The organism is Paenibacillus sp. YYML68 (assembly GCF_027923405.1).
GTDB lineage: Bacteria > Bacillota > Bacilli > Paenibacillales > NBRC-103111 > Paenibacillus_G.
In genome coordinates this window covers 2,240,613-2,260,935 of the sequence record NZ_BQYI01000001.1, presented here as the reverse complement: position 1 = coordinate 2,260,935, position 20,323 = coordinate 2,240,613, and the positions used below count along the sequence as shown (strand labels likewise).

Annotated in this window: 11 protein-coding genes and 2 pseudogenes; 2 read left to right on the top strand and 11 right to left on the bottom strand. The window is 46.6% G+C overall.

Annotation, left to right across the window (positions count from 1 at the left end; genetic code table 11):
* Nucleotides 1-262: 262 nt before the first annotated feature.
* Nucleotides 263-1,419, bottom strand: a pseudogene (locus tag PAE68_RS10225) (IS110 family RNA-guided transposase).
* 556 nt (nucleotides 1,420-1,975) lie between these two features.
* On the opposite strand from PAE68_RS10225, the gene PAE68_RS10220 reads away from it, so the two are divergent.
* A complete protein-coding gene (locus PAE68_RS10220; protein ID WP_281886603.1) occupies nucleotides 1,976-3,469 on the top strand; it encodes a transposase in 1,494 nt (497 codons plus the stop codon).
* A gap of 321 nt (nucleotides 3,470-3,790) precedes the next feature.
* Here the strand turns inward: PAE68_RS10220 and PAE68_RS10215 are convergent, their stop codons facing one another.
* The 6 genes and pseudogenes from PAE68_RS10215 to PAE68_RS10190 all read right to left on the bottom strand — a co-directional run bounded on the left by PAE68_RS10215 (nucleotide 3,791) and on the right by PAE68_RS10190 (nucleotide 10,431).
* Entirely contained in the window at nucleotides 3,791-4,177 is a 387-nt protein-coding gene (locus tag PAE68_RS10215) for a hypothetical protein (RefSeq protein ID WP_281886600.1), read from the bottom strand.
* 98 nt (nucleotides 4,178-4,275) lie between these two features.
* Nucleotides 4,276-5,418: an IS4 family transposase gene (locus PAE68_RS10210; protein ID WP_281886598.1), complete on the bottom strand. Its 1,143-nt coding sequence runs from the start codon at nucleotides 5,416-5,418 to the stop codon at nucleotides 4,276-4,278.
* Nucleotides 5,419-5,551: 133 nt separating this feature from the next.
* On the bottom strand, nucleotides 5,552-6,025 hold the full coding sequence (locus PAE68_RS10205) for a HEAT repeat domain-containing protein (RefSeq protein ID WP_281886596.1): 474 nt from the start codon (nucleotides 6,023-6,025) through the stop codon (nucleotides 5,552-5,554).
* 564 nt (nucleotides 6,026-6,589) lie between these two features.
* Nucleotides 6,590-8,154: pseudogene (locus tag PAE68_RS10200) on the bottom strand (IS3 family transposase).
* A 406-nt stretch (nucleotides 8,155-8,560) separates the two neighbouring features.
* Nucleotides 8,561-8,983 carry a metallothiol transferase FosB gene (fosB, locus tag PAE68_RS10195; protein ID WP_281886534.1) on the bottom strand — a complete coding sequence of 141 codons (423 nt, stop codon included), beginning with the start codon at nucleotides 8,981-8,983 and terminating at the stop codon, nucleotides 8,561-8,563.
* A gap of 893 nt (nucleotides 8,984-9,876) precedes the next feature.
* The gene (locus PAE68_RS10190; protein ID WP_281886594.1) at nucleotides 9,877-10,431 is read right to left on the bottom strand and encodes a hypothetical protein; all 555 of its coding nucleotides are present in this window, start codon (nucleotides 10,429-10,431) and stop codon (nucleotides 9,877-9,879) included.
* Nucleotides 10,432-11,332: 901 nt separating this feature from the next.
* Here PAE68_RS10190 and PAE68_RS10185 point away from each other — a divergent pair.
* Nucleotides 11,333-11,626, top strand: a complete 294-nt coding sequence (locus PAE68_RS10185; RefSeq protein WP_281886592.1) for a hypothetical protein — start codon at nucleotides 11,333-11,335, stop codon at nucleotides 11,624-11,626.
* 529 nt (nucleotides 11,627-12,155) lie between these two features.
* Here the strand turns inward: PAE68_RS10185 and PAE68_RS10180 are convergent.
* From PAE68_RS10180 to PAE68_RS10165, 4 genes are all read right to left on the bottom strand, one after another.
* Complete coding sequence (locus PAE68_RS10180; RefSeq protein ID WP_281886590.1) at nucleotides 12,156-12,947, bottom strand: ExeA family protein; 792 nt, start codon at nucleotides 12,945-12,947, stop codon at nucleotides 12,156-12,158.
* The gene (locus PAE68_RS10175; RefSeq protein ID WP_281886588.1) at nucleotides 12,944-14,329 is read right to left on the bottom strand and encodes a DDE-type integrase/transposase/recombinase; all 1,386 of its coding nucleotides are present in this window, start codon (nucleotides 14,327-14,329) and stop codon (nucleotides 12,944-12,946) included. The genes PAE68_RS10180 and PAE68_RS10175 overlap by 4 nt, the downstream gene beginning before the upstream one ends.
* Before the next feature lie 71 nt (nucleotides 14,330-14,400).
* On the bottom strand, nucleotides 14,401-14,955 hold the full coding sequence (locus PAE68_RS10170; RefSeq protein WP_281886586.1) for a hypothetical protein: 555 nt from the start codon (nucleotides 14,953-14,955) through the stop codon (nucleotides 14,401-14,403).
* 2,942 nt (nucleotides 14,956-17,897) lie between these two features.
* Nucleotides 17,898-18,365 (bottom strand): hypothetical protein, encoded by a 468-nt coding sequence (locus PAE68_RS10165; protein WP_281886584.1) that lies wholly within the window; start codon nucleotides 18,363-18,365, stop codon nucleotides 17,898-17,900.
* Nucleotides 18,366-20,323 lie beyond the last annotated feature (1,958 nt).

Sequence of the window (20,323 nt, the reverse complement as noted above, 5' to 3'; positions counted from 1 at the left end):
TCGCCCGCAAATGGGTTAGACTGTTGTCTATAACCCATCCAGCGATTCTATCCTTTTAGAGTGAGACCTTAAGGATACCGTAAAATCGCTAGGTTGGGTTATTTTTCTGTGAAAGGATTATTGAAAGCAGTGTCATTAGAACGTCGAAGTTGCTTTAAGAAATAGCGTTTTTTCTGGAAGAAAGTTGAAAAATAGCAATAGGATGCCCGGCACATCGTTTTTGAGATGTGATGTATAATCAGTCTTAAAATAGGCTAGACTGTTAAGCTACAGGTTTTGAGACAGGAGGTCCACCTTCGATATAAGTCGACTTCGTCTTTAACATCATGTAGATGATCGTGAGCATTTTGTGAGCTAGAGCAATAATGGCTTTGTTCTTCCCACGGCGTGCAGCTATTTTCCAAAATCGAACCGACAACTGTGATTTTCGGCACTTCGTTGCTGCCCAAGCGGCTTCACATAAAGCTGTTTTCACATGCGGATTGCCCTTACGTGTTCGTGTACTTTTTTTTTACCCGCGCTCTCATGGTTACCCGGAGCCACACCTGCCCAGGACGCGAGATGATCAGCCGTTGGGAACTGATCCATATCGACTCCGATTTCGGCAATGATCGCTGCGGCGGTAATCTCACTTATGCCCGGAATCGTTTGAATCAACTGATAGGCTTCCTGATAGGACTGAAGATGCACCTCAATTTCTGCATCTAGCAACGCGATGGATTGCTCGAGGAAGGTAATATGCTCCCAGCAATTGCGAATCATCAAGATTTGGTGCTTGTTTAACGTTCCGAAGAGCGACTCGGCCACCCGAGCGACATTACGTTTTACGTTGCCATGTACTCGGGCTTCAATATCATCCGGATCGACGTAGCCCTGCATGACCAGTCGTTCCAGCAAATTGCGTCCGGATACGCCGAACACATCTGAAATAACCGTTCCCAACTTGATGTTGGAGGCTTCCAGCATTTTTTGAATGCGGTTTTTCTCTGCGGTCAAGTTTCCAACCCGTTTCTTACGTAAACGTGTTAAATCACGTAATTCTCGGAGATCCTCGGTAGGCACGAAGCTCTTCTCGATTAATCCTACGCGCAAAAGTTTAGCGATCCACTCCGCATCGCTGACATCCGTTTTGCGTCCAGAAACATTCTTAATCCGTTGTGCATTGGCAAGGGCGATGTCGAAGTACCCTTCCAATATGTTGTACACTGGTTTCCAGTAGATCCCTGTACTCTCCATGGCAATATGCGTCACACCTTCGGACTCGAGCCATGTCATCAAGGAGAACAAATCACGAGTCATCGTAGGGAAAGTGCGTGTTTCAGCGCGTGGTGCTTCATCCGCTTCGCCAGTCAAGACACAAGCTACAATGGTTTCTTGATGCACATCCAGTCCGGCACACCGAGCAATTAACATCTCCATTTAACTACCTCCAATCGAATGATACTGACGATTGGCGCATTCGTTAGAAGTCTCCATTTTTCTGTCCGCGGTCATTCGGTCTTCTTGTACCGAAGCCAGCACGGGGTTGCTCACATAACGAATGCTCACAGTTTTCTAGACAGGGTCGAACCACCAAAAAGAGCCACGTATTTCTGTCCAATCGCAGTATTACTCAGTATGGGGACTAGGCAGTCACGCTAAACCCAACTTTCATATCGGGGATGTGGCGAGGAAGCCATGATTGTTTTCTATCGAGAACTTTTCACTGTCAAGATTTTGTTCATGTACATAAATAAAGAAAAATGTCTTACCGCTATCTGCATCTTTCCAATGTATATCCATAACTTTCGAACGGAGCTTATGAAAAGATGTCTCATCAGTATCTTTAAATTCAAAATACATGACCTATGCAGTTGAAGTAATTTACTGGTAGCATCTCAATCCAAAAAAACACTTGACTTTTGAAAAACGGCCAAATAATTGCGAAGAATACCTTTTTACGAGGTATATCTTCTAGATAACAGGTGGTTTTCCAATGTCAGCGTTACAAAAACCGAGATTCAAACAATTAAACCATGGAGAGTGCGCAGGCGCACCCATACTAAAAAGCTTGTGGGAGCGGTTTGACCTTTCCCTGCTGCTCACACAATCCGGTATGATGAAACGAAGTGGTACTCCGTCCTGGCTCATCTGCTTTCTCTATGTGATCGGCCTTGTCAGTAACTGCTCGTCTGTCGTTCAGATGGCGAGACTGGCCGAGCAGGATGCGCTTCTTAAAGTGATGTTTCAGCCATGGAAGCTCGCTCAGTACACGATGAGTCGGTTTCTCTCCAACTCCTTCGCATGGACTACCTTTGGCAAAAAGCGAGTAGCGCGGCTTCAGCAGGATAAAGTCACTCGTCTGCAGGATGGGGATGTGATCAATCTGGATGATACGCATCTAGCTCATCCTTATGCCAAGCAGCTTCCTTTTTTGAGCTGGTTGTATGATTCGTCTAAGAAGACTTATGTGTGGGCGATGAATGTGGTCGTTGTTCAGGCCGTACTTCAAGGCGGACTTGAATATCCGTTGTTTTACCGCGTATGGCACAAGTCTGAGCAGAAGAACGAAGGCTTGTCGAAGATCGATTTGGCTAAGCAAATGCTCTTGATGCTGCGCGAATCGGCGACCTGCCGTCTTTGGGTTGCGATGGACCGCTGGTACTTGTGTAAAGGCTTCTTTGCCTTTCTCGAAAAGCATCAATTTGACTGGGTAACGAAGGCTAAACGCAACACGGCATTATTTCGTAAGGTCATCGAGCCTTGCACGGGCAGGGAGCGGTACGTTCCTGTGACCCCGATCATGCTCATTCGGGAAGTGTACGGCCAGTTGGTTGCCGAGGGTACGTCAGGACTGGTTTCACTTGCGATTCCTGACATCTACATGAAACAGCCTCATCCTGTAACGAACCGCAGAGGCAAGCAAGTCAACAAGCAGCGCTATGTACAAATTGCCGCTGTAGCCGCCATGCGCTTAAAGGAAGATGATTCCGAGTTGCTCGAGACGGAGGAGGAAGCCCCCGCGACTTACAAGGGTGCCTACCTGCTCATCAGCAACCGCTTCGATGCGCCTGAAGAAGCCTTGCGTACTTACGTGAAGCGTTGGCGGATCGAGGTGTTTTTCCGTACGGCCAAGCAGGAGCTAGCCTTGGAGAAGTGTCATTCCGAAACTGAAGCCCATCACCATGCACACTTCGAATTATTGTTTACGGCCGAAACGTTGCTGTCCGTTGCTCTATACGAATTAAACAAAGAAAAAACGAGTGATGAAGGCTACACCCACGGCGAAATGGTTCGTGGCCTCTTCCACACTCGTTGTCAGGTCCGCATGTCACACCACAAAGGGCAACAGCGAATCTACATCGATTGTGACACACATGTACAGCAGTTTGCAAGACTTATTGATTTATTTTGGCCGGAGCATTATCGGATGGTTCTTTGGGTTGCGCATCATCCGATAAACTACCAGACCTTACCACGAAGTGCATAGGTCATGAAAATAATAGTTATTGCCAATTATCAACAACTGTCTTCTTCCCTTTATTCGTATGGCAATCTGATCATCCATGATTTTCCGCCTTTAAGATTTTTGCGAGAATTTCACATAACGTTCTTGCATTCACGAACCCTCACTGCCTTAAGCGACCGAAAGGGAGCGGCCGCGATGCGGTTAGGCAGTGCAGGGTTGTCCGCCTGACTCCACTTCTTCGAAAATCCTCGGGCGGACCAAGGGACGCGACAGCGGCCCGCAGCGTGAATGCGGTGTTATGTGATGTTACCGCCTTCTTTGAGCTGCTAACAATATGATTTTTCATCCTTTATCAGGTAACATCTTTAGCAAAATAGTTTTATAATCTTCAGCCACTTTATATAAGGCATTAATATTATCTTCGAAAAGAGAATAGACAACTCTTAGTCTTCCATCAACATTATTGTCATTTATTAAGATTGCATTCTTCACCTCATTCCCTATGCTTTCGTAGGGTTCATGAATCCCATCATTTCTTGTCTTTCTTATATGTTCTTCAATTAATTTAATAGTTTGGTGATCGCTTTCGTTAAACTTATATATATTAACATCAATGAATTTTATCATTTTATCAAACTCTGACTGTTTGGAGGACTTTCGGCTTAATTTATATTTTTTCACTAGCGTTGCATAAAACTCATCATCACTAATAACAAAAAATTCAGTCATTTATTCTGGGTCAATCAGCCAAAAGGTCGACCCCCATATAAAGGTAACCTGTCCATTTGGTAATTATATGTAATATGATCAATGTTTTGTCAATTGCACTAAACTCTCTTTCGCCTACCTGCAGATGTTCGACTGGGTTTGTAATGAATACGTTCCATCCAGATTTCTGCTGAATTCCATAGCAAGACCTTTAGCCACCGGTATAGATCCAGAAGACTGTGTTTGGTGCCCGTTTCCATCTTCACCAGCACGAGCAGACAAAAGGCGATGAGTGCCATCCACACCTGATTCATAACGGCTTGCTCACTGGTTCCATAAAATGTCTTGATGCGTACGTGCTGCTTCATCCATTTGAAAAACGTTTCAATCGCCCAGCGTTCCCGGTAGATTTGTCCGATTTCATCCGCCTCTAAGTCGAAGCGGTTCGTGAGAATGGTAATCGGATTGCCTTCGGTATCTTCCGTTTGGATCAATCGCAAGACGTTTTCCATTCGCTTCTGCGGTGTTCCGATGTACACCATTTCATCCGATTTCACACGAGCATCAGCTGGCAGTTTAAACGACTCAATCTGACGGATGGCGGTATTCTTTTTCGTCCGAGTCACAAAGAAAATGCCACGGTCGCAGTAGTCGTCAAACTTGGCGTAGTCGATATAGCCGCGATCAAACACGTAGGTGCAACCCACTTCGTCGACCAGGTCATCCAACTGACTGCGATCACTCTTCTTGGCAGGTGTCATGTTGACCTTCTCGGGAACAGCAGTTTCATCATCCATATACGCCAGGCGAAAGTGTAGCTTGATTCCAGCTTTCGTTTTCCGGAACTCAGCCCATTTGTATTTTTGCAGGCAAAGTCCGATGGTCGTAGAGTCGATGATCTTAAAATCTTTTCGAAGGGAAGGAGGAGCTTCGCTTCGGCGAATGTGCTGCACCAGCGACTGGAATACTTGTTCCAGCAAGGAAGAGTCGACTTGATTATGCTTCCGGCTTAACTGGGAGGCGGAGATCGATTGGATTCCGAGTTCCCTTTGAAAGTTTTCACAAAGCACATCGGCAGCTATTTCACGAAGCCCGTCTCGCTGCTGAATTTGCGCATGCAAGAACAATTTAAGGTACGACAATGTTGTAAGCTTCTTCACATATTTATCTTGTTCCATTTCACGAAAACGATCTGTGAACGTCTTCGCACAAATTGGAGAAATCCATTTACCAAATGAAGAAAATAGGGTATCCTTGTCCATGGCTGATCCTTTTCAGTGGATTATGGACAGGTACTACCTGCCATTCCATTGTAAAGGATTTTTTCATGTCTGCGGAACAATTAGAGTGAATATTATGATGATTCTGAGAACATTAATGCAACGCTAGTGATTATTAATTAATAGTTTTCATCGCTTCTATTGCTCTTCTTCTAACATATTCAACATTATCCTCTGTGTATCTAAGCAGTACCTCCATCGCATCTGGACACTTATACAGGATTCTCGTCAAATAATGCGCAAACTGCCATCTCGCATCGTAATCAGAATAAAATAAAGCCTCTTTAGCAAGAAACAAAAAACTTGATGGATTTTTTGTAAGTTGCCCTATTATTATTTCGCACTCATTATCACGAGCTATTATGTAAAGTAAATTATTAACAGTTCTTCGGGCCCAATCTGTATGATCAGTCGTTTCAAACAATCTCTCTGTTATAGTACAGATTAATGACCAATCTAAATAATTGGTCTCCCATTCCATTTTTTGTTCTTGAGTTTTAGACCAATCCCAAAAAGTATTAATATGTTCATCTAATTTCTTGTATATTTCCTGGGAAGGGTCATTAATGATTTGATAATGATCGTTCATCACTTTGCCTCATTTTTTATTCTTTCGGTAATTTCACCTAACGTCTTCGTATTCACGAATCCGAGAGGCTTAAGCCGCGGAGCGGCGGGTCGAAGACTTAGCCTCGCAGGATTGTCTGCTGAATCCACTTCTTCGAATCATCTACCGGCAGACCGAGGGAGCTTCAGCGACCGATGCGTGAATACGGTGTTATGTGATGGTCAACTGAGCTACCCGCATAATTCCTTAATTTCCTTGCCCTTGTTCGATTTTGATTTCATTCGCTTCTTTGAGTTTTGGAACTTAGATACAGGTTTTACAAGTGACAGCCTCCTCCAGAGTAAACATTAGCACGCCATTCTTGGCGTGGAAGGTTACTCGTATGATCCCATCTACTGGCTGTCACTTGTCAACCGTCCTGTATCAAAGTTCCTCCCTTCCCTGCCTAAGAAATCAAAATCGATTCGATCGTCCCTTCATTCCTAATACTACCAACAAATAACGATTCTCGTTAGTCAACAAACTATTAGGAACGGTGTTTGTCAATATAGTTGTCGTGAATCTTTGAAAATTAAATAGAGTCAATCAGGCTTGTGTCGCCGTTGTTGTAGCTATGGAGTGCTGGACTTTCTCGGGATTAAGATACACTCGTTCGTCTAGACTCCAGTTCCTTATCTTCCCGGACCACCGCCTTGGGTTGTCCTGTCTAGCTTGTTCGTACACTCGCTTTCTCTTCTCAAAAATCTGTTCAGCAAGTCCCTTATGCCTTTGGTTAGGGGTCAGGAAATTAAGCCCGCTGTGGTGATGCTCAGTGTTATACCAATGGACGAACTTCCGTACCCATTCACGGGCTTCTGTCGTCGACTTAAATCCATGTAACGGGTAGCTGGGGCGGTATTTGCAGGTGCGAAACACCGACTCGGCGTAAGGGTTATCGTTGCTGACACGCGGCCTGCTTTTGGAGGGCGTGATTCCTAGGCTGTATAACGTTTCAAGTAGAGTGGCACCCTTCATCGGACTCCCGTTATCCGAATGCAGGACCAGCGGCTCCTTGCGCACAACGCACTGTTCGCTCAGGACCGTTCGACGAACCAATGTGCTCGCATGCTCCGCGGATTCTTCATTCCATACCTCCCAGCCTACGATTTTTCGGCTGAATAGATCCAGGATGAGATAGAGGTAGTAGAATAAACCCTTCACAGGACCAGGTAGCCAGGTGATGTCCCACATCCACACTTGGTTGGCCGCCACAGCACAATGGCTCGTTAACGGCTTCGAAACAGGCTTCTTACTGCGACCTCGATGGTGCTGCTGTCCATGAGCATGCATTACGCGATAGAATGTCGATTCGGACGCCATGTAGACACCCTCATCAGCCAGTCGTGGTACGATTTGGCTAGGTGGAAGGCTCTTGTATGCCGGCTGATTCACGACCTCGATAATCTGTTGTCGTTCCACTTCACTTAGCTTGTGGGATGGGGCAGGCCTTACCGCATGCGGCCGTTGATCCTCTTGCGGTGCGCCCTCTTTGCGCCACCGCTGCAAGGTCCGCTGCGTTAATCCGATATCTTGGCATGCCACCTCTTCTTTGGCTCCAGCATCTACTGCTTCTTGGATCAGTTCCATGGCCATTCGTCGATCTGAGGCACTGATCATGCGTCCTCTTGGTCCCCCCAGATCGACTGTGCCTTTTTTCGCAGCACGAGAAGCGCTGCCGTTTCGGCTAGAGCAGCTTCCTTTCGTTTTAACTCCCGAGTGAGCGTTTTCATTTCTCGCTCTTTAGTTCGGAGTTCTTTTTGCAGCTGGGATGCCTGTTGGGCGAGTCCACCATTGGCTTGCATACAAGCATCCCGCCAAGCTTCAATCTGTTCTGCGTAGAGTCCTTATGCACGACAGTATTCGGCCAGTTCGACTTCGCTCAACGTAGCGGTTTCCAGCACAATCGAAAACTTATCCCGACTACTCCATTTGTCGGGCTCTGCTCCGCCACCTGGAACGACAGCGCCGTTCGCTCGGGCTTCTTTTTGCCACTTGTACAGCGTCCCTTCGGACAGGCCGCTGTCTCTTGCAATCTGACTCACAGATTCATTATGCGGGGGGATCATTCGTAGTTGTATGTTGCGTTTCAATTCCTCACTGTATCTAGCCATCGTCCGTCACCTCTGCCTCTCTGGTTCTACTATACTTTTTATCGAGGGGTACGACAACTATTGTGACACAGGGGGTAGACTAACTTTTTTAGAAATGCTCTACTTGCTGTACTGTTGGTTCTATAAGAATCAATTTACTCATTCAAGATTTTAAATTGCTCTTGTTTTGTCTAGCCCGACTTTCTTATAACGTTCTTGTATTCACGAACCCGAGAGGCTTAAGGCGCGTTAGCGCCGGGTCCGAAGGACTTAGCCTCGCAGGAGTTGTCTGCCTGAATCCGCTTCCTCGAAATTCCCCTGGCAGACCAAGGGAGCGTCAGCGACCGCAGCGTGAATACGGTGTTATCCGATGCCCCTGACTACTTAGAGTTACTTACATCAATCTGTTTCTTGTCTTACTCCATCCTTAGTTAAAAAATGTCATGTGCACTTTACTATTTCTATAATATTCCATCCTATCATTTAATTGTCCTGTGTGTAATTCAAATTTGTGCCCGTCTGGGTCTGTAAAATAAATGGACCTCTTGTCTCTTTCATCACGCTCTCTTCCAGATATTATATTGACATCTAATTCTCTAAATTTATCTTTGAATGCCTCGTATTCTTCTTCTAATATTGAAAATGCTATATGCGTATATGATTTATTTTGTTCGGTTCTTTCAATTTCAGATTCCTCATTTAAAGCTATCCATAATCCATTTAAATCAAAATAAGCTAGCTTTCTGCCCTTTACTAATATCTTTGCTCCAAAAACTTGCTGATAAAACATAATAGATTTAGTTAAATCAGACACTGAAAAGCATAAGTGACTTATACCTTGAATTTGCATGAGTATTCTTCCTTTAGGTTTTATAATATATTGCTTTTCAGGGGTTTCGGATAACGTCTTCGTATTCACGAATCCGAGAGGCTTAAGGCGCTTCAGCGCCGGGTCGAAGACTTAGCCTCGCAGGATTGTCTGCCTGAATCCACTTCTCCGAATCATCTTCCAGCAGACCAAGGGAGCGCCAGCGAGCGCTGCGTGAATACGTTGTTATATGAAGTCCATCTGATTAAACCCCAGCATAATTTCTTAATTTTCGTTGCTCTTGTTCATCTTTTGATTTCATTGACTTCTTTGCTCTTTAGAATTTCATATACAGGTTTAACAAGTGGCAGGCTTTTAGGAGTAAACATTAGAATAACGCAAACCTTGCGTGGAAGGTTACTCCATATTATACCATCGCTGCTCGCCACTTGTTTATGTTCCTGTATATGAAATTCCACACTTCCTCGCCAATGAAATCAATAATCGATTCTTATCCGTTCATATACAAACTTCAAAATCAACAACGTAACACGTTGTCCTACTAACTAATATGAACGGTTTTTAGAATCGATCTTGAACAAGAGCCTTGAAAAATTAAGAAATTATGCGCCGACCTAGCAATCTGTGGTTCACGACCGTTAGAATGAGGACAATTACTCCACGCTCCAACTAACTATTCCGTCCTCATTCGTTCCTCCCTGCTCAACCCTAGTCGTGAATCACTTCATGATTGCTTAGGTCGGAGGGGTTCTCCCTTGTCCAGCTTCGGATTTCATATAACGTCTCTCGCATTCACGAACCTCCGGAGGAGGTTGTCGCAGCAACCACTTCTTCGAATCTACGTCTGCGACCGAGGGCGTCAGCCCGATGCGTGAATGCGGTGTTATGCGATGCCTCGGGCTCCTTTGGATGTGCTACATAAGGTATTTGGCTTTAATGTATTCCATATGTTCCTTATACTCATTCCAGAATTCTATGTATTGCCCCTCAAACTGTTCCCAGCCTGACACATCAACATTCTTGCCGTTATAAAAATTCAAGGATTGGTCTGCAAACTCGTAGACAATTTTTGCATAATCAACCGTTTTTAAAGTCACTTGGAGATCTCCGTAATCCAAATGATCATCTTTAATAAATCTTGCTAATCTAACTACTTGACCTAATAATCGAACTTCCCATTTAATATTTGATGAGCAGAACAGCATGTACGCACCGCAACAATTAATTAATGTTTCTTCTTGTATGCCTTCTGAATAATATCTTGGTGGCGCAACATTCGGATCAGGAAACCCATACCTTACAGTTCTCAACAAAGAGAGAGCAGCCTCATTAATAACCCAATCGCCATCATCTTCATCAGAAATAATAGTTGTATTTACTTTAAGTAAGATCTGTCCATGTGAGCAGGGTTCTGCGAGCTCATTTGTTAAAAAATGCTGATTTAAAATCCTCAGTTCAAATTGATTCATGATTAATGTCCTTTAATATGTTTTCATTATTTTCCGAGGTTTCGCATAACGTTCTTGCATTCACGAACCCGAGAGGCTTAAGGCGCGTAGCGCCGGGTCGAAGACTTAGCCTCGCAGGGTTGTCTGCCTGAATCCGCTTCCCCGAATGATCTCCTAGCAGACCAAGGGCGCCAGCCCGCAGCGTGAATGCGGTGTTATATGAAGTCCATCTGACTAAACCCCAGCATAATTTCTTAATTTTCGTTGCTCTTGTTCATCTTTTGATTTCATTTACTTCTTTGCGCTTTGGAATTTCATATACAGGTTTAACAAGTGGCAGGCTTTTAGGAGTAAACATTAGAAAAACGCAACCCTTGCGTGGAAGGTTACTCCATATTATACCATCGCTACTTGCCACTTGTTTATGTTCCTGTATATGAAATTCCACACTTCCTCGCCAATGAAATCAATAATCGATTCTTATCCGTTCATATGCAAACTTCAAAACCAACAACGTAACACGTTGTCCAACTAACTAATATGAACGGTTTTAGAATCGATCTTGAACAAGAGCCTTGAAAAATTAAGAAATTATGCGCCGACCTAGCAATCTGTGGTTCACGACCGTTAGAATGAGGACATTCACTCCACGCTCCAACTAACTATTCCGTCCTCATTCGTTCCTCCCTGCTCAACCCAGGTCGTGAATCACTTCTTGATTGCTTAGGTCGGAGGGGTTCTCCCTTGTCCAGCTTCGGATTTCATATAACGTTCTTGCATTCACGAACCCGAGAGGCTTAAGGCGCGTCAGCGCCGGGTCGAAGACTTAGCCTCGCAGGGTTGTCTGCCTGAATCCACTTCTCCGAATTATCTTCTGGCAGACCGAGGGCGTCAGCCCGATGCGTGAATGCGGTGTTAGACGATGCCAACGGCCCTCTTCGAGCTACTCCCACAAACTGGTTCTTCATCATTGACTTCGCTGCCTAAAACCCTCTCCAAAATCGCTCTTAAAATCGCTCTTAAAATCGCTCTTAAAATCGCTCTTAAAATCGCTCTTAAAATCGCTCTTAAAATCGCTCTTAAAATCGCTCTTAAAATCGCTCTTAAAATCGCTCTTAAAATCGCTCTTAAAATCATTATTACAAAGGGTGCTTCAGCTTCGGTTTCTTGTCAATCTCTGTTTCTTACGCGCGCTCGTACTTTCAACCCACTATGACTGATCTTCGCGGCTAACTCTTCAATTATCTTTTAGATTCGGCCTTTTACTCATCGTTTCGAGTACACTCTGACTTATCATGGAACCTCGACCAACTGACTCAAATGTAAACCAAACATCAAACTAACTTCCTTCGCTGATGGTTTTTCGGAATTCATACTAAGCACAAGCCATGACAACTCGCGGTAAAGTAAACCGATCTTCACGTCACAATAGATCTCTAATATGATCGTATTTGGTTATTGGTTTATTCTAGCGTTGGTTTCGTCTAACGTTCTTGCATTCACGAACCCGAGAGGCTTAAGGCGCGTTAGCGCCGGGTCGCCAGACTTAGCCACGCAGGGTTGTCTGCCTGAATCCGCTTCCCCGAATGATCTCCTAGCAGACCAAGGGCGCCAGCCCGCATGTCAACGCTCACGTAATTTGTCGGTGCAATCATCACCGCCAATGACGTGAGCGTTTGTGCGTCAGCCACGTCACTCCATTGAGAATGCTAACGCCAATTATCGCAGTAGCGGAAAAACGGCGGTTATCCCGCCGTCCCTCGCTGTCGGTCCATATCAGACAGCACACGCCCAATGTGCCCATCCTCGACTACTTCGGCGTCCGAACGCTCGACGTCATAGAGCGCTTGGCTGCAAATTTGGTTCACCACTCGTGGGATGCCTTGGCTTGCTGCGTGCAGCATCTGGATCGCACTGTCGGAAAACACAGGCCGCTGCAGCTCAGCCGCTCCCATATGATGACGGACGTAGCCCGCCGTCTCCTCACGGCTCATCCCGCTTAGATGGTACTGGATGCCGATGCGCTGGCTAATCGACTCATACTTCTTCAAGCGTAGCTTCTTCCGTAGCTCCGGCTGACCCGCAAGCAGTACAGGGAATAGCGACCTCGCATCCATCTGGTGACTCATCACAAAGCGCAGCTCCAGCAGCATCGCTTCGTTCATTTCGTGCGCTTCGTCGATGACGACGAGAATGTTGCGCTCTCCCTGCGCCTCCCGCCGAGACATCACCTCGCCCCACAACCGACGCGCCTTCGCGACGGAGTAAGGGGCCTCTTCATCGACGTGCGCCAGAAGCTGTCCGTAAAAGTCTCTTGGCTTCAGGTCCGCCATGCTGATGTAGATCGGATGCGTGCGCATCGTGTCCAGCGATCGGAATAAACGCCGCAATAGAGCGGATTTTCCGCTGCCCACTTCACCGGTCAAGACACCGAGCAGCCGGTTCTCGACCGCCATGCTTAGTCGGGCGTACGCTTCCCGGTGTCCTTGAAACTCGTAGCACGGCTCCACCTCGCGCGTAAAGGGACGTCGTGTCATCGCACCTCACCACCTTGACGCTGTGCATAGCTCACTTCATCTTGCTCCCACTGCGCCTGACGCTTCTTCTCGGCAAGCTCAACGAACGACAATGTCTCCGCCGACGTCTCGACCTCTACAGGCTTCACTTCATCCGGCTTGCGCTTGCGACGCTTTTTCAGATCGATCGGCACCGCATCGGCGTATCGCTTGCCCTCGAACCAGACCTGCAGCTCTGTCAAGTCGTACGGATCGTATCGAAGCGCGATTCGCTTACGGGCAAGCTCGCTGTCGACCTCATAGGTGTTACCGGACAGCTGGATACAGCCGGTTTTGTCTACGGTGCGCTCCTCTTCCCATAGGAACATCTCATTCAACTCGGTAAGCGGCCTGCGCTTGCGCGCCTTCGTGCTTGCCTCGAAGCGTTCATGCGGCGTCTGTTTCGTGCTGCTGTGCACGCGGAGATGGTAGTAACCATCCAGCCAGCTGCGAAGCGCTTTGTTTACGTCCTCCAGCGTCGTCACTTCTCCCCGGTCGATGAGCGCCTGCACCTCGGGGCGGAAGCTGCTATCGACAAACTGGAACAGACGCTCTACCTTCCCACGACCTTGAGGCCGGTAAGGTCTACTATGCCGAAGCTCAATACCGAGCCGCCCGCAAATACGGGCTAAATGGTGAGCCGAGAAAGCGGAGCCGTTGTCACAATAGAACATCTCCGGAATGCCGTGACGGAGGATTGCTTTTTTCAAGCTGTCCTCTAGCCGAGGCAGTTGCTCGTCCCAATAGATTTGAGCCTGCACCACGTATCGGCTGTAGTCATCGAGGATGGCCAGCAGAATGGTCTTTCGCTTCTTCTTCGGCTCCTTCGGATCAGGCAAGTAGACGAAGTGCTTGAAGTCTGCCTGCAGCAGCTCTAATATATCTTCCGCCTCAAAGCGGCGAAACGTCTGAGCCGAAGTCGCTTCTATGACTTGTCCGCGGCTGACGCCAGCTCGTCTGAGGTGCCTGGCTAATGTGCTAACGGCGATTTGGCCCGGGGCGGCTGCTCCGCTCTCTTCGAGCAGGAAGATCAGCTGCTCCACGCTGCGAGCTGGCCGTTGCCGTCGCAGCTCAATGGCTTGCTGCAGTAAGCTTGGAGCCAGCCGGGTACGTCCGTCTGTTGCTCGCTCGCGCGGCATCAGCGCCTCCCATCCCCCCTTGCGGTACGCTTCCAGGTACCGTTCCAGCGTCCGAACGCTGACCTGCTGACGACGACTTCCGGGAAGCTCGTACATGCGGCTTGCGGTTTCGCGAAGCCACGCTCCCAGCTCCCCCGGCGCAAGCGGGGTTTGACGGCTGACGATGGGGGCAATAAGCGCATACCGCGCTAGGGCAATCTGTTCCTTTGTAATCTGATGAGACATGGTTCATCCTCCTTCAGCATGTTCATGGGTACAGGGTATCCTCCGTCCATTGTGAGGGGAAAGAGGCACCCTCAGCCATACCCAGCTTTTGTGGGATGAAGTGGGCCTACCGTCACCTGAAATGAGCGTTCCATTCGCAAGAAGACAGAAAGGAGCCTGCCCGGGCGTTCAAGCTGACGCCAAGCGGCCCACAGCGCCTTCCAGGCAGAGCGGCGTTCGCGAGGTAAGGCCGCATCCATGCCTTCATGAAAAAGCGTTGCCCACACCCGAGCTTCTTGCGCAATTCGACGCTGCTCCCAGCATCGACGCCATCGCCATAGCGTCTTCTCGGCGTAGGGTCCGCCCGCATACGCCTGGCTTTCTGCTGCGATCTCAGACAAGCTCAAGCCATCCTCTCCCGCGAGGACGACGGTCTCCTTGACATCGACCGCTGCCTGATGATGCCGCTCCACGAAAGAAGGCACGATGCTAATCGCACGCTCGCAGTCTGGACATCGAAAACGGAATATAGGGATGGAGAGCGCCTCCTCCAGCGTGTACAGCATACGCGTAAACTTCCCGTGCCGATGCGGCTTGCGCTCGGAGTGACAGTGCTTGCATCCGACAGGCCGGTCGGCTTCCGGCAAGCCGTCCTCGCATCGTAATAAATAGCTCTTTACATCGATGTCCCAATCCACTACGATAATAGAGGCGAAAGCTGTGGTGAACAGGGAGACGAGGCCGCCAAACCTTGACGTCTCCCTGTTTTTTTTGTCAATCGCCTTAACTCCTTATGATTGTCGGCACATTCAGGCTGCCCCTCCGCCAATTATATCCTTGCTGTACCGTCAGCGTATATGAGAAATAGCCGCCCATCTTCCGACATTGGAAGTGAGCGGCGACACCCGCAGCGTGAATGCGGTGTTATATGAAGTCCATCTGACTAAACCCCAGCATAATTTCTTAATTTTCGTTGCTCTTGTTCATCTTTTGATTTCATTTACTTCTTTGCGCTTTGGAATTTCATATACAGGTTTAACAAGTGGCAGGCTTTTAGGAGTAAACATTAGTAACGCAACCCTTGCGTTAAAGGTTACTCCATATTATACCATCCATGCTCGCCACTTGTTTACATTCCTGTATATGAAATTCCACGCTTCCTCGCCAATGAAATCAAAAATCGATTCTTATCCGTTCATATATAAACTTTAAAACCAACAACGTAACACGTTGGCCAACTAACTAATATGAACGGTTTTTAGAATCGATCTTGAACAAGAGCCTTGAAAAATTAAGAAATTATGCGCCGACCTAGCAATCTGTGGTTCACGACCGTTAGAATGAGGACAATCACTCCACGCTCCAACTAACTATTCCGTCCTCATTCCTTCCTCCATGCTCAACCCTAGTCGTGAATCACTTCATGATTGCTCAGGTCGGAGGGGTTCTCCCTTGTCCAGCTTCGGATTTCATATAACGTCTTCGTATTCACGAATCCGAGAGGCTTAAGCCGCGTAGCGGCGGGTCGGAGACTTAGCCTCGCAGGATTGTCTGCCTGAATCCGCTTCCCTGAATCATCTACGGCAGACCGAGGGAGCTTCAGCGACCGATGCGTGAATACGGTGTTATGTGATGGTCAACTGAGCTACCCGCATAATTCCTTAATTTCCTTGCCCTTGTTCGATTTTGATTTCATTCGCTTCTTTGAGTTTTTGGAACTTAGATACAGGTTTTACAAGTGACAACCTCCTCCAGAGTAAACATTAGCACGCCATTCTTGGCGTGGCAGGTTACTCGTATGATCCAATCCACTGGCTGTCACTTGTTAACCATCCTGTATCAAAGTTCCTCGCTTCCCTGCCTATGAAATCAAAATCGATTCGATCGTTCCCTTCATTCCTAATACTACCAAATCATAACGATTCTCGTTAGTCAACAAACTATTAGGAATGAACTTCTTTCGATCGAACAAGGGCATTAGAAATTAAGGAATTATGCACCAACCCAATCCATTCGAATGTTCCCGACCTCTAGAAGCAGGACCTATCGAGTAGCACCGATACAACAAACTTGTCCTGATTCATGCTTCCTCGCTTCTCGCTTGTCGGGAATATTCACCTCAATGGATTGGGTTGGGTCTTGCTTCTTGATACACTTCGTGTTGACTTTCACATAACGTCTTCGTATTCACGAATCCGAGAGGCTTAAGCCGCGTAGCGGCGGGTCGGAGACTTAGCCTCGCAGGATTGTCTGCCTGAATCCACTTCCCTGAATCATCTACCGGCAGACCGAGGGAGCTTCAGCGACCGATGCGTGAATACGGTGTTATGTGATGGTCAACTGAGCTACCCGCATAATTCCTTAATTTCCTTGCCCTTGTTCGATTTTGATTTCATTCGCTTCTTTGAGTTTTTGGAACTTAGATACAGGTTTTACAAGTGACAACCTCCTCCAGAGTAAACATTAGCACGCCATTCTTGGCGTGGCAGGTTACTCGTATGATCCAATCCACTGGCTGTCACTTGTTAACCATCCTGTATCAAAGTTCCTCGCTTCCCTGCCTATGAAATCAAAATCGATTCGATCGTTCCCTTCATTCCTAATACTACCAAATCATAACGATTCTCGTTAGTCAACAAACTATTAGGAATGAACTTCTTTCGATCGAACAAGGGCATTAGAAATTAAGGAATTATGCACCAACCCAATCCATTCGAATGTTCCCGACCTCTAGAAGCAGGACCTATCGAGTTGCACCGATACAACAAACTTGTCCTGATTCATGCTTCCTCGCTTCTCGCTTGTCGGGAATATTCACCTCAATGGATTGGGTTGGGTCTTTCTTCTTGATACACTTCGTGTTGACTTTCACATAACGTTCTTGTATTCACGAACCCTCACTGGCTTAAGTGAGCGTTAGCGAGCGGGTCGTCAGACTTAGCCAGTGCAGGGTTGTCTGCTGAATCCGCTACTTCGAAAAATCTTCCTGCAGACCGAGGGGCGCAGACCCGATGCGTGAATACGGTGTTAAGTGATGGCCAGCTGAGCTACCCGCATAATTCCTTAATTTCCTTGCCCTTGTTCGATTTTGATTTCATTCACTTCTTTGTGTTTTGGAACTTAGATACAGGTTTTACAAGTGACAGCCTCCTCTAGAGTAAACATTAGCACGACAATCTTGGCGTGGCAGGTTACTCGTATGATCCATCCTACTGGCTGTCACTTGTTAACCATCCTGTATCTAAGTTCCTCGCTCCACTGCCTTTGAAATCAAAATCCTAGATCAATTCCTTCATTCCTAATAATAGTTCCAAGACAACACCGAGAATTGGTTGTCAACTAACTATTAGGAATGAATCTGAATTGATCGAACTAGGGCATTCGAAATTAAGGAATTATGCACCAACTCAATCCATCCGGTTGTTCCCGACATCTAGAAGCAGGACTGATCGTGTTTCATCGATCAAACTAACTTGTCCTGATTCACACTTCCTCGCTTCTCCCAGGTCGGGATCAACCTCTTGATGGATTGGGTTGGGATTTTCTTCATGATTTACTTCGGGCTGGCTTTCACTTAACGTTCTTGCATTCACGAACCCGAAAGGCTTAAGGCGCGCAGCGCCGGGTGGCTCCGCCACTTAGCCTTGCAGGGTTGTCTGCCTGATTCCGCTTCCCCGAATGATCTCCTGGCAGACCGAGGGGCGCCAGCCCCGATGCGTGAATGCGGTGTTAACTGATGGATAGGCCATCTTCGAATAAACTCAATATGTCCTTGATATTCCATTCGCTCTTGATCTTCAATTCGTTCTTGATCTCTTAATCCGTTGTTGTTCTTCAATTCGTTCATGATCTTAAATCCGCTCTTGATCTTCAATTCGTTCTTGGTCTTAATTCCGCTCTTGGTCTTCAATTCGTTCTCGGTCTTAATTCCGCTCTTGGTCTTCAATTCGTTCCTGGTCTTAAATCCGCTCTTGGCCTTCAAATCATTCTTATTCTTAAATTCGCTCTTGGTCTTCAATTCGTTCTTGATCTTCAAACCGTCTTTGATCTTCAACATTTTTTGCTTTTCAATTCAATGTTGGTTTTCCAATGACTTTAGAGCATCATATTACTCTCGTGACTCAAATCGCTTTAATATTGCTTCGAATACCACTTCATCATCGGATAGTTATAGTCTTAACTACTTCATCGTCATACTATCAAACAGTAATTCTATGCCTATCTTTCAGTTAACGTTCTTGCATTCACGAACCTCCGCAGGAGGTTGTCCGCCGAATCCACTTCCTCGAAAACTCTTCTTGCGGACCGAGGGGCGCCAGCCCCGATGCGTGAATGCGGTGTTATAAGATGGTCGGGCCTTCTTTGAGTTACCTTCATATTTCTTGCTGCTTTCATCGTTATACTTCGGGTTCATGCTGCTTACATTCCTTCTAACACCTCAAGCTCTTGATTTTCTTTATTTCGGCGGCCGCGCTGTAGCTGTCCAGACTTCCGACCATCGCAACGTTCCACTTTAGTCGAAGTCTGGCTAACTAACTAATTTTCGGTTTCAATCCTGCTTTCGACTTCACTCAACTGCTCACTACTAGCTACCAAATCGATTCACGTAGCAACCTTATCCAATTTCTTCAAACTCGATTCATCATCACTAACTTTAGTACTGGTTCGCGAAATCCTCACTACGTAACTTGTCTAATATCATTGCTCATTTCAAATCGCTGTTTGATCAAAATTAACATAAACCAAGCGCTATCTTCTTGACGAACCTACATGTTTTGCTTTTTACGGCGGCCGCGTTGTGCATCAATCTCGAAGGATACTCGCAACGCTTCGCTTCTGTTGAAGTCTTAGTATTCATGTTAGACTAACTTTTTTAGAAATGCTCTACTTGCTGTACTGTTGGTTCTATAAGAATCAATTTACTCATTCAAGATTTTAAATTGCTCTTGTTTTGTCTAGCCCGACTTTCTTATAACGTCTTCGTATTCACGAATCCGAGAGGCTTAAGGCGCTTCAGCGCCGGGTCGAAGACTTAGCCTCGCAGGATTGTCTGCCTGAATCCACTTCTCCGAATCATCTTCCAGCAGACCAAGGGAGCGCCAGCGAGCGCTGCGTGAATACGTTGTTATATGAAGTCCATCTGATTAAACCCCAGCATAATTTCTTAATTTTCGTTGCTCTTGTTCATCTTTTGATTTCATTGACTTCTTTGCTCTTTAGAATTTCATATACAGGTTTAACAAGTGGCAGGCTTTTAGGAGTAAACATTAGAATAACGCAAACCTTGCGTGGAAGGTTACTCCATATTATACCATCGCTGCTCGCCACTTGTTTATGTTCCTGTATATGAAATTCCACACTTCCTCGCCAATGAAATCAATAATCGATTCTTATCCGTTCATATACAAACTTCAAAATCAACAACGTAACACGTTGTCCTACTAACTAATATGAACGGTTTTTAGAATCGATCTTGAACAAGAGCCTTGAAAAATTAAGAAATTATGCGCCGACCTAGCAATCTGTGGTTCACGACCGTTAGAATGAGGACAATTACTCCACGCTCCAACTAACTATTCCGTCCTCATTCGTTCCTCCCTGCTCAACCCTAGTCGTGAATCACTTCATGATTGCTTAGGTCGGAGGGGTTCTCCCTTGTCCAGCTTCGGATTTCATATAACGTTCTTGTATTCACGAATCAGAGAGGCTTAAGCCGCGTAGCGGCGGGTCGGAGACTTAGCCTCGCAGGGTTGTCTGCCTGAATCCACTTCCCTGAATCATCTACCGGCAGACCGAGGGAGCTTCAGCGACCGATGCGTGAATACGGTGTTATGTGATGGTCAACTGAGCTACCCGCATAATTCCTTAATTTCCTTGCCCTTGTTCGATTTTGATTTCATTCGCTTCTTTGAGTTTTTGGAACTTAGATACAGGTTTTACAAGTGACAACCTCCTCCAGAGTAAACATTAGCACGCCATTCTTGGCGTGGCAGGTTACTCGTATGATCCAATCCA

Bases quoted from the DNA above. Each gene is read 5' to 3' on its own strand.
- PAE68_RS10220 (WP_281886603.1), top strand. From the start codon at position 1,976: ATGTCAGCGTTACAAAAACCGAGATTCAAACAATTAAACCATGGAGAG.
- PAE68_RS10215 (WP_281886600.1), bottom strand. From the start codon at position 4,177: ATGACTGAATTTTTTGTTATTAGTGATGATGAGTTTTATGCAACGCTA.
- PAE68_RS10210 (WP_281886598.1), bottom strand. From the start codon at position 5,418: ATGGACAAGGATACCCTATTTTCTTCATTTGGTAAATGGATTTCTCCA.
- PAE68_RS10205 (WP_281886596.1), bottom strand. From the start codon at position 6,025: ATGAACGATCATTATCAAATCATTAATGACCCTTCCCAGGAAATATAC.
- fosB (WP_281886534.1), bottom strand. From the start codon at position 8,983: ATGCAAATTCAAGGTATAAGTCACTTATGCTTTTCAGTGTCTGATTTA.
- PAE68_RS10190 (WP_281886594.1), bottom strand. From the start codon at position 10,431: ATGAATCAATTTGAACTGAGGATTTTAAATCAGCATTTTTTAACAAAT.
- PAE68_RS10185 (WP_281886592.1), top strand. From the start codon at position 11,333: ATGCCAACGGCCCTCTTCGAGCTACTCCCACAAACTGGTTCTTCATCA.
- PAE68_RS10180 (WP_281886590.1), bottom strand. From the start codon at position 12,947: ATGACACGACGTCCCTTTACGCGCGAGGTGGAGCCGTGCTACGAGTTT.
- PAE68_RS10175 (WP_281886588.1), bottom strand. From the start codon at position 14,329: ATGTCTCATCAGATTACAAAGGAACAGATTGCCCTAGCGCGGTATGCG.
- PAE68_RS10165 (WP_281886584.1), bottom strand. From the start codon at position 18,365: ATGTTGAAGATCAAAGACGGTTTGAAGATCAAGAACGAATTGAAGACC.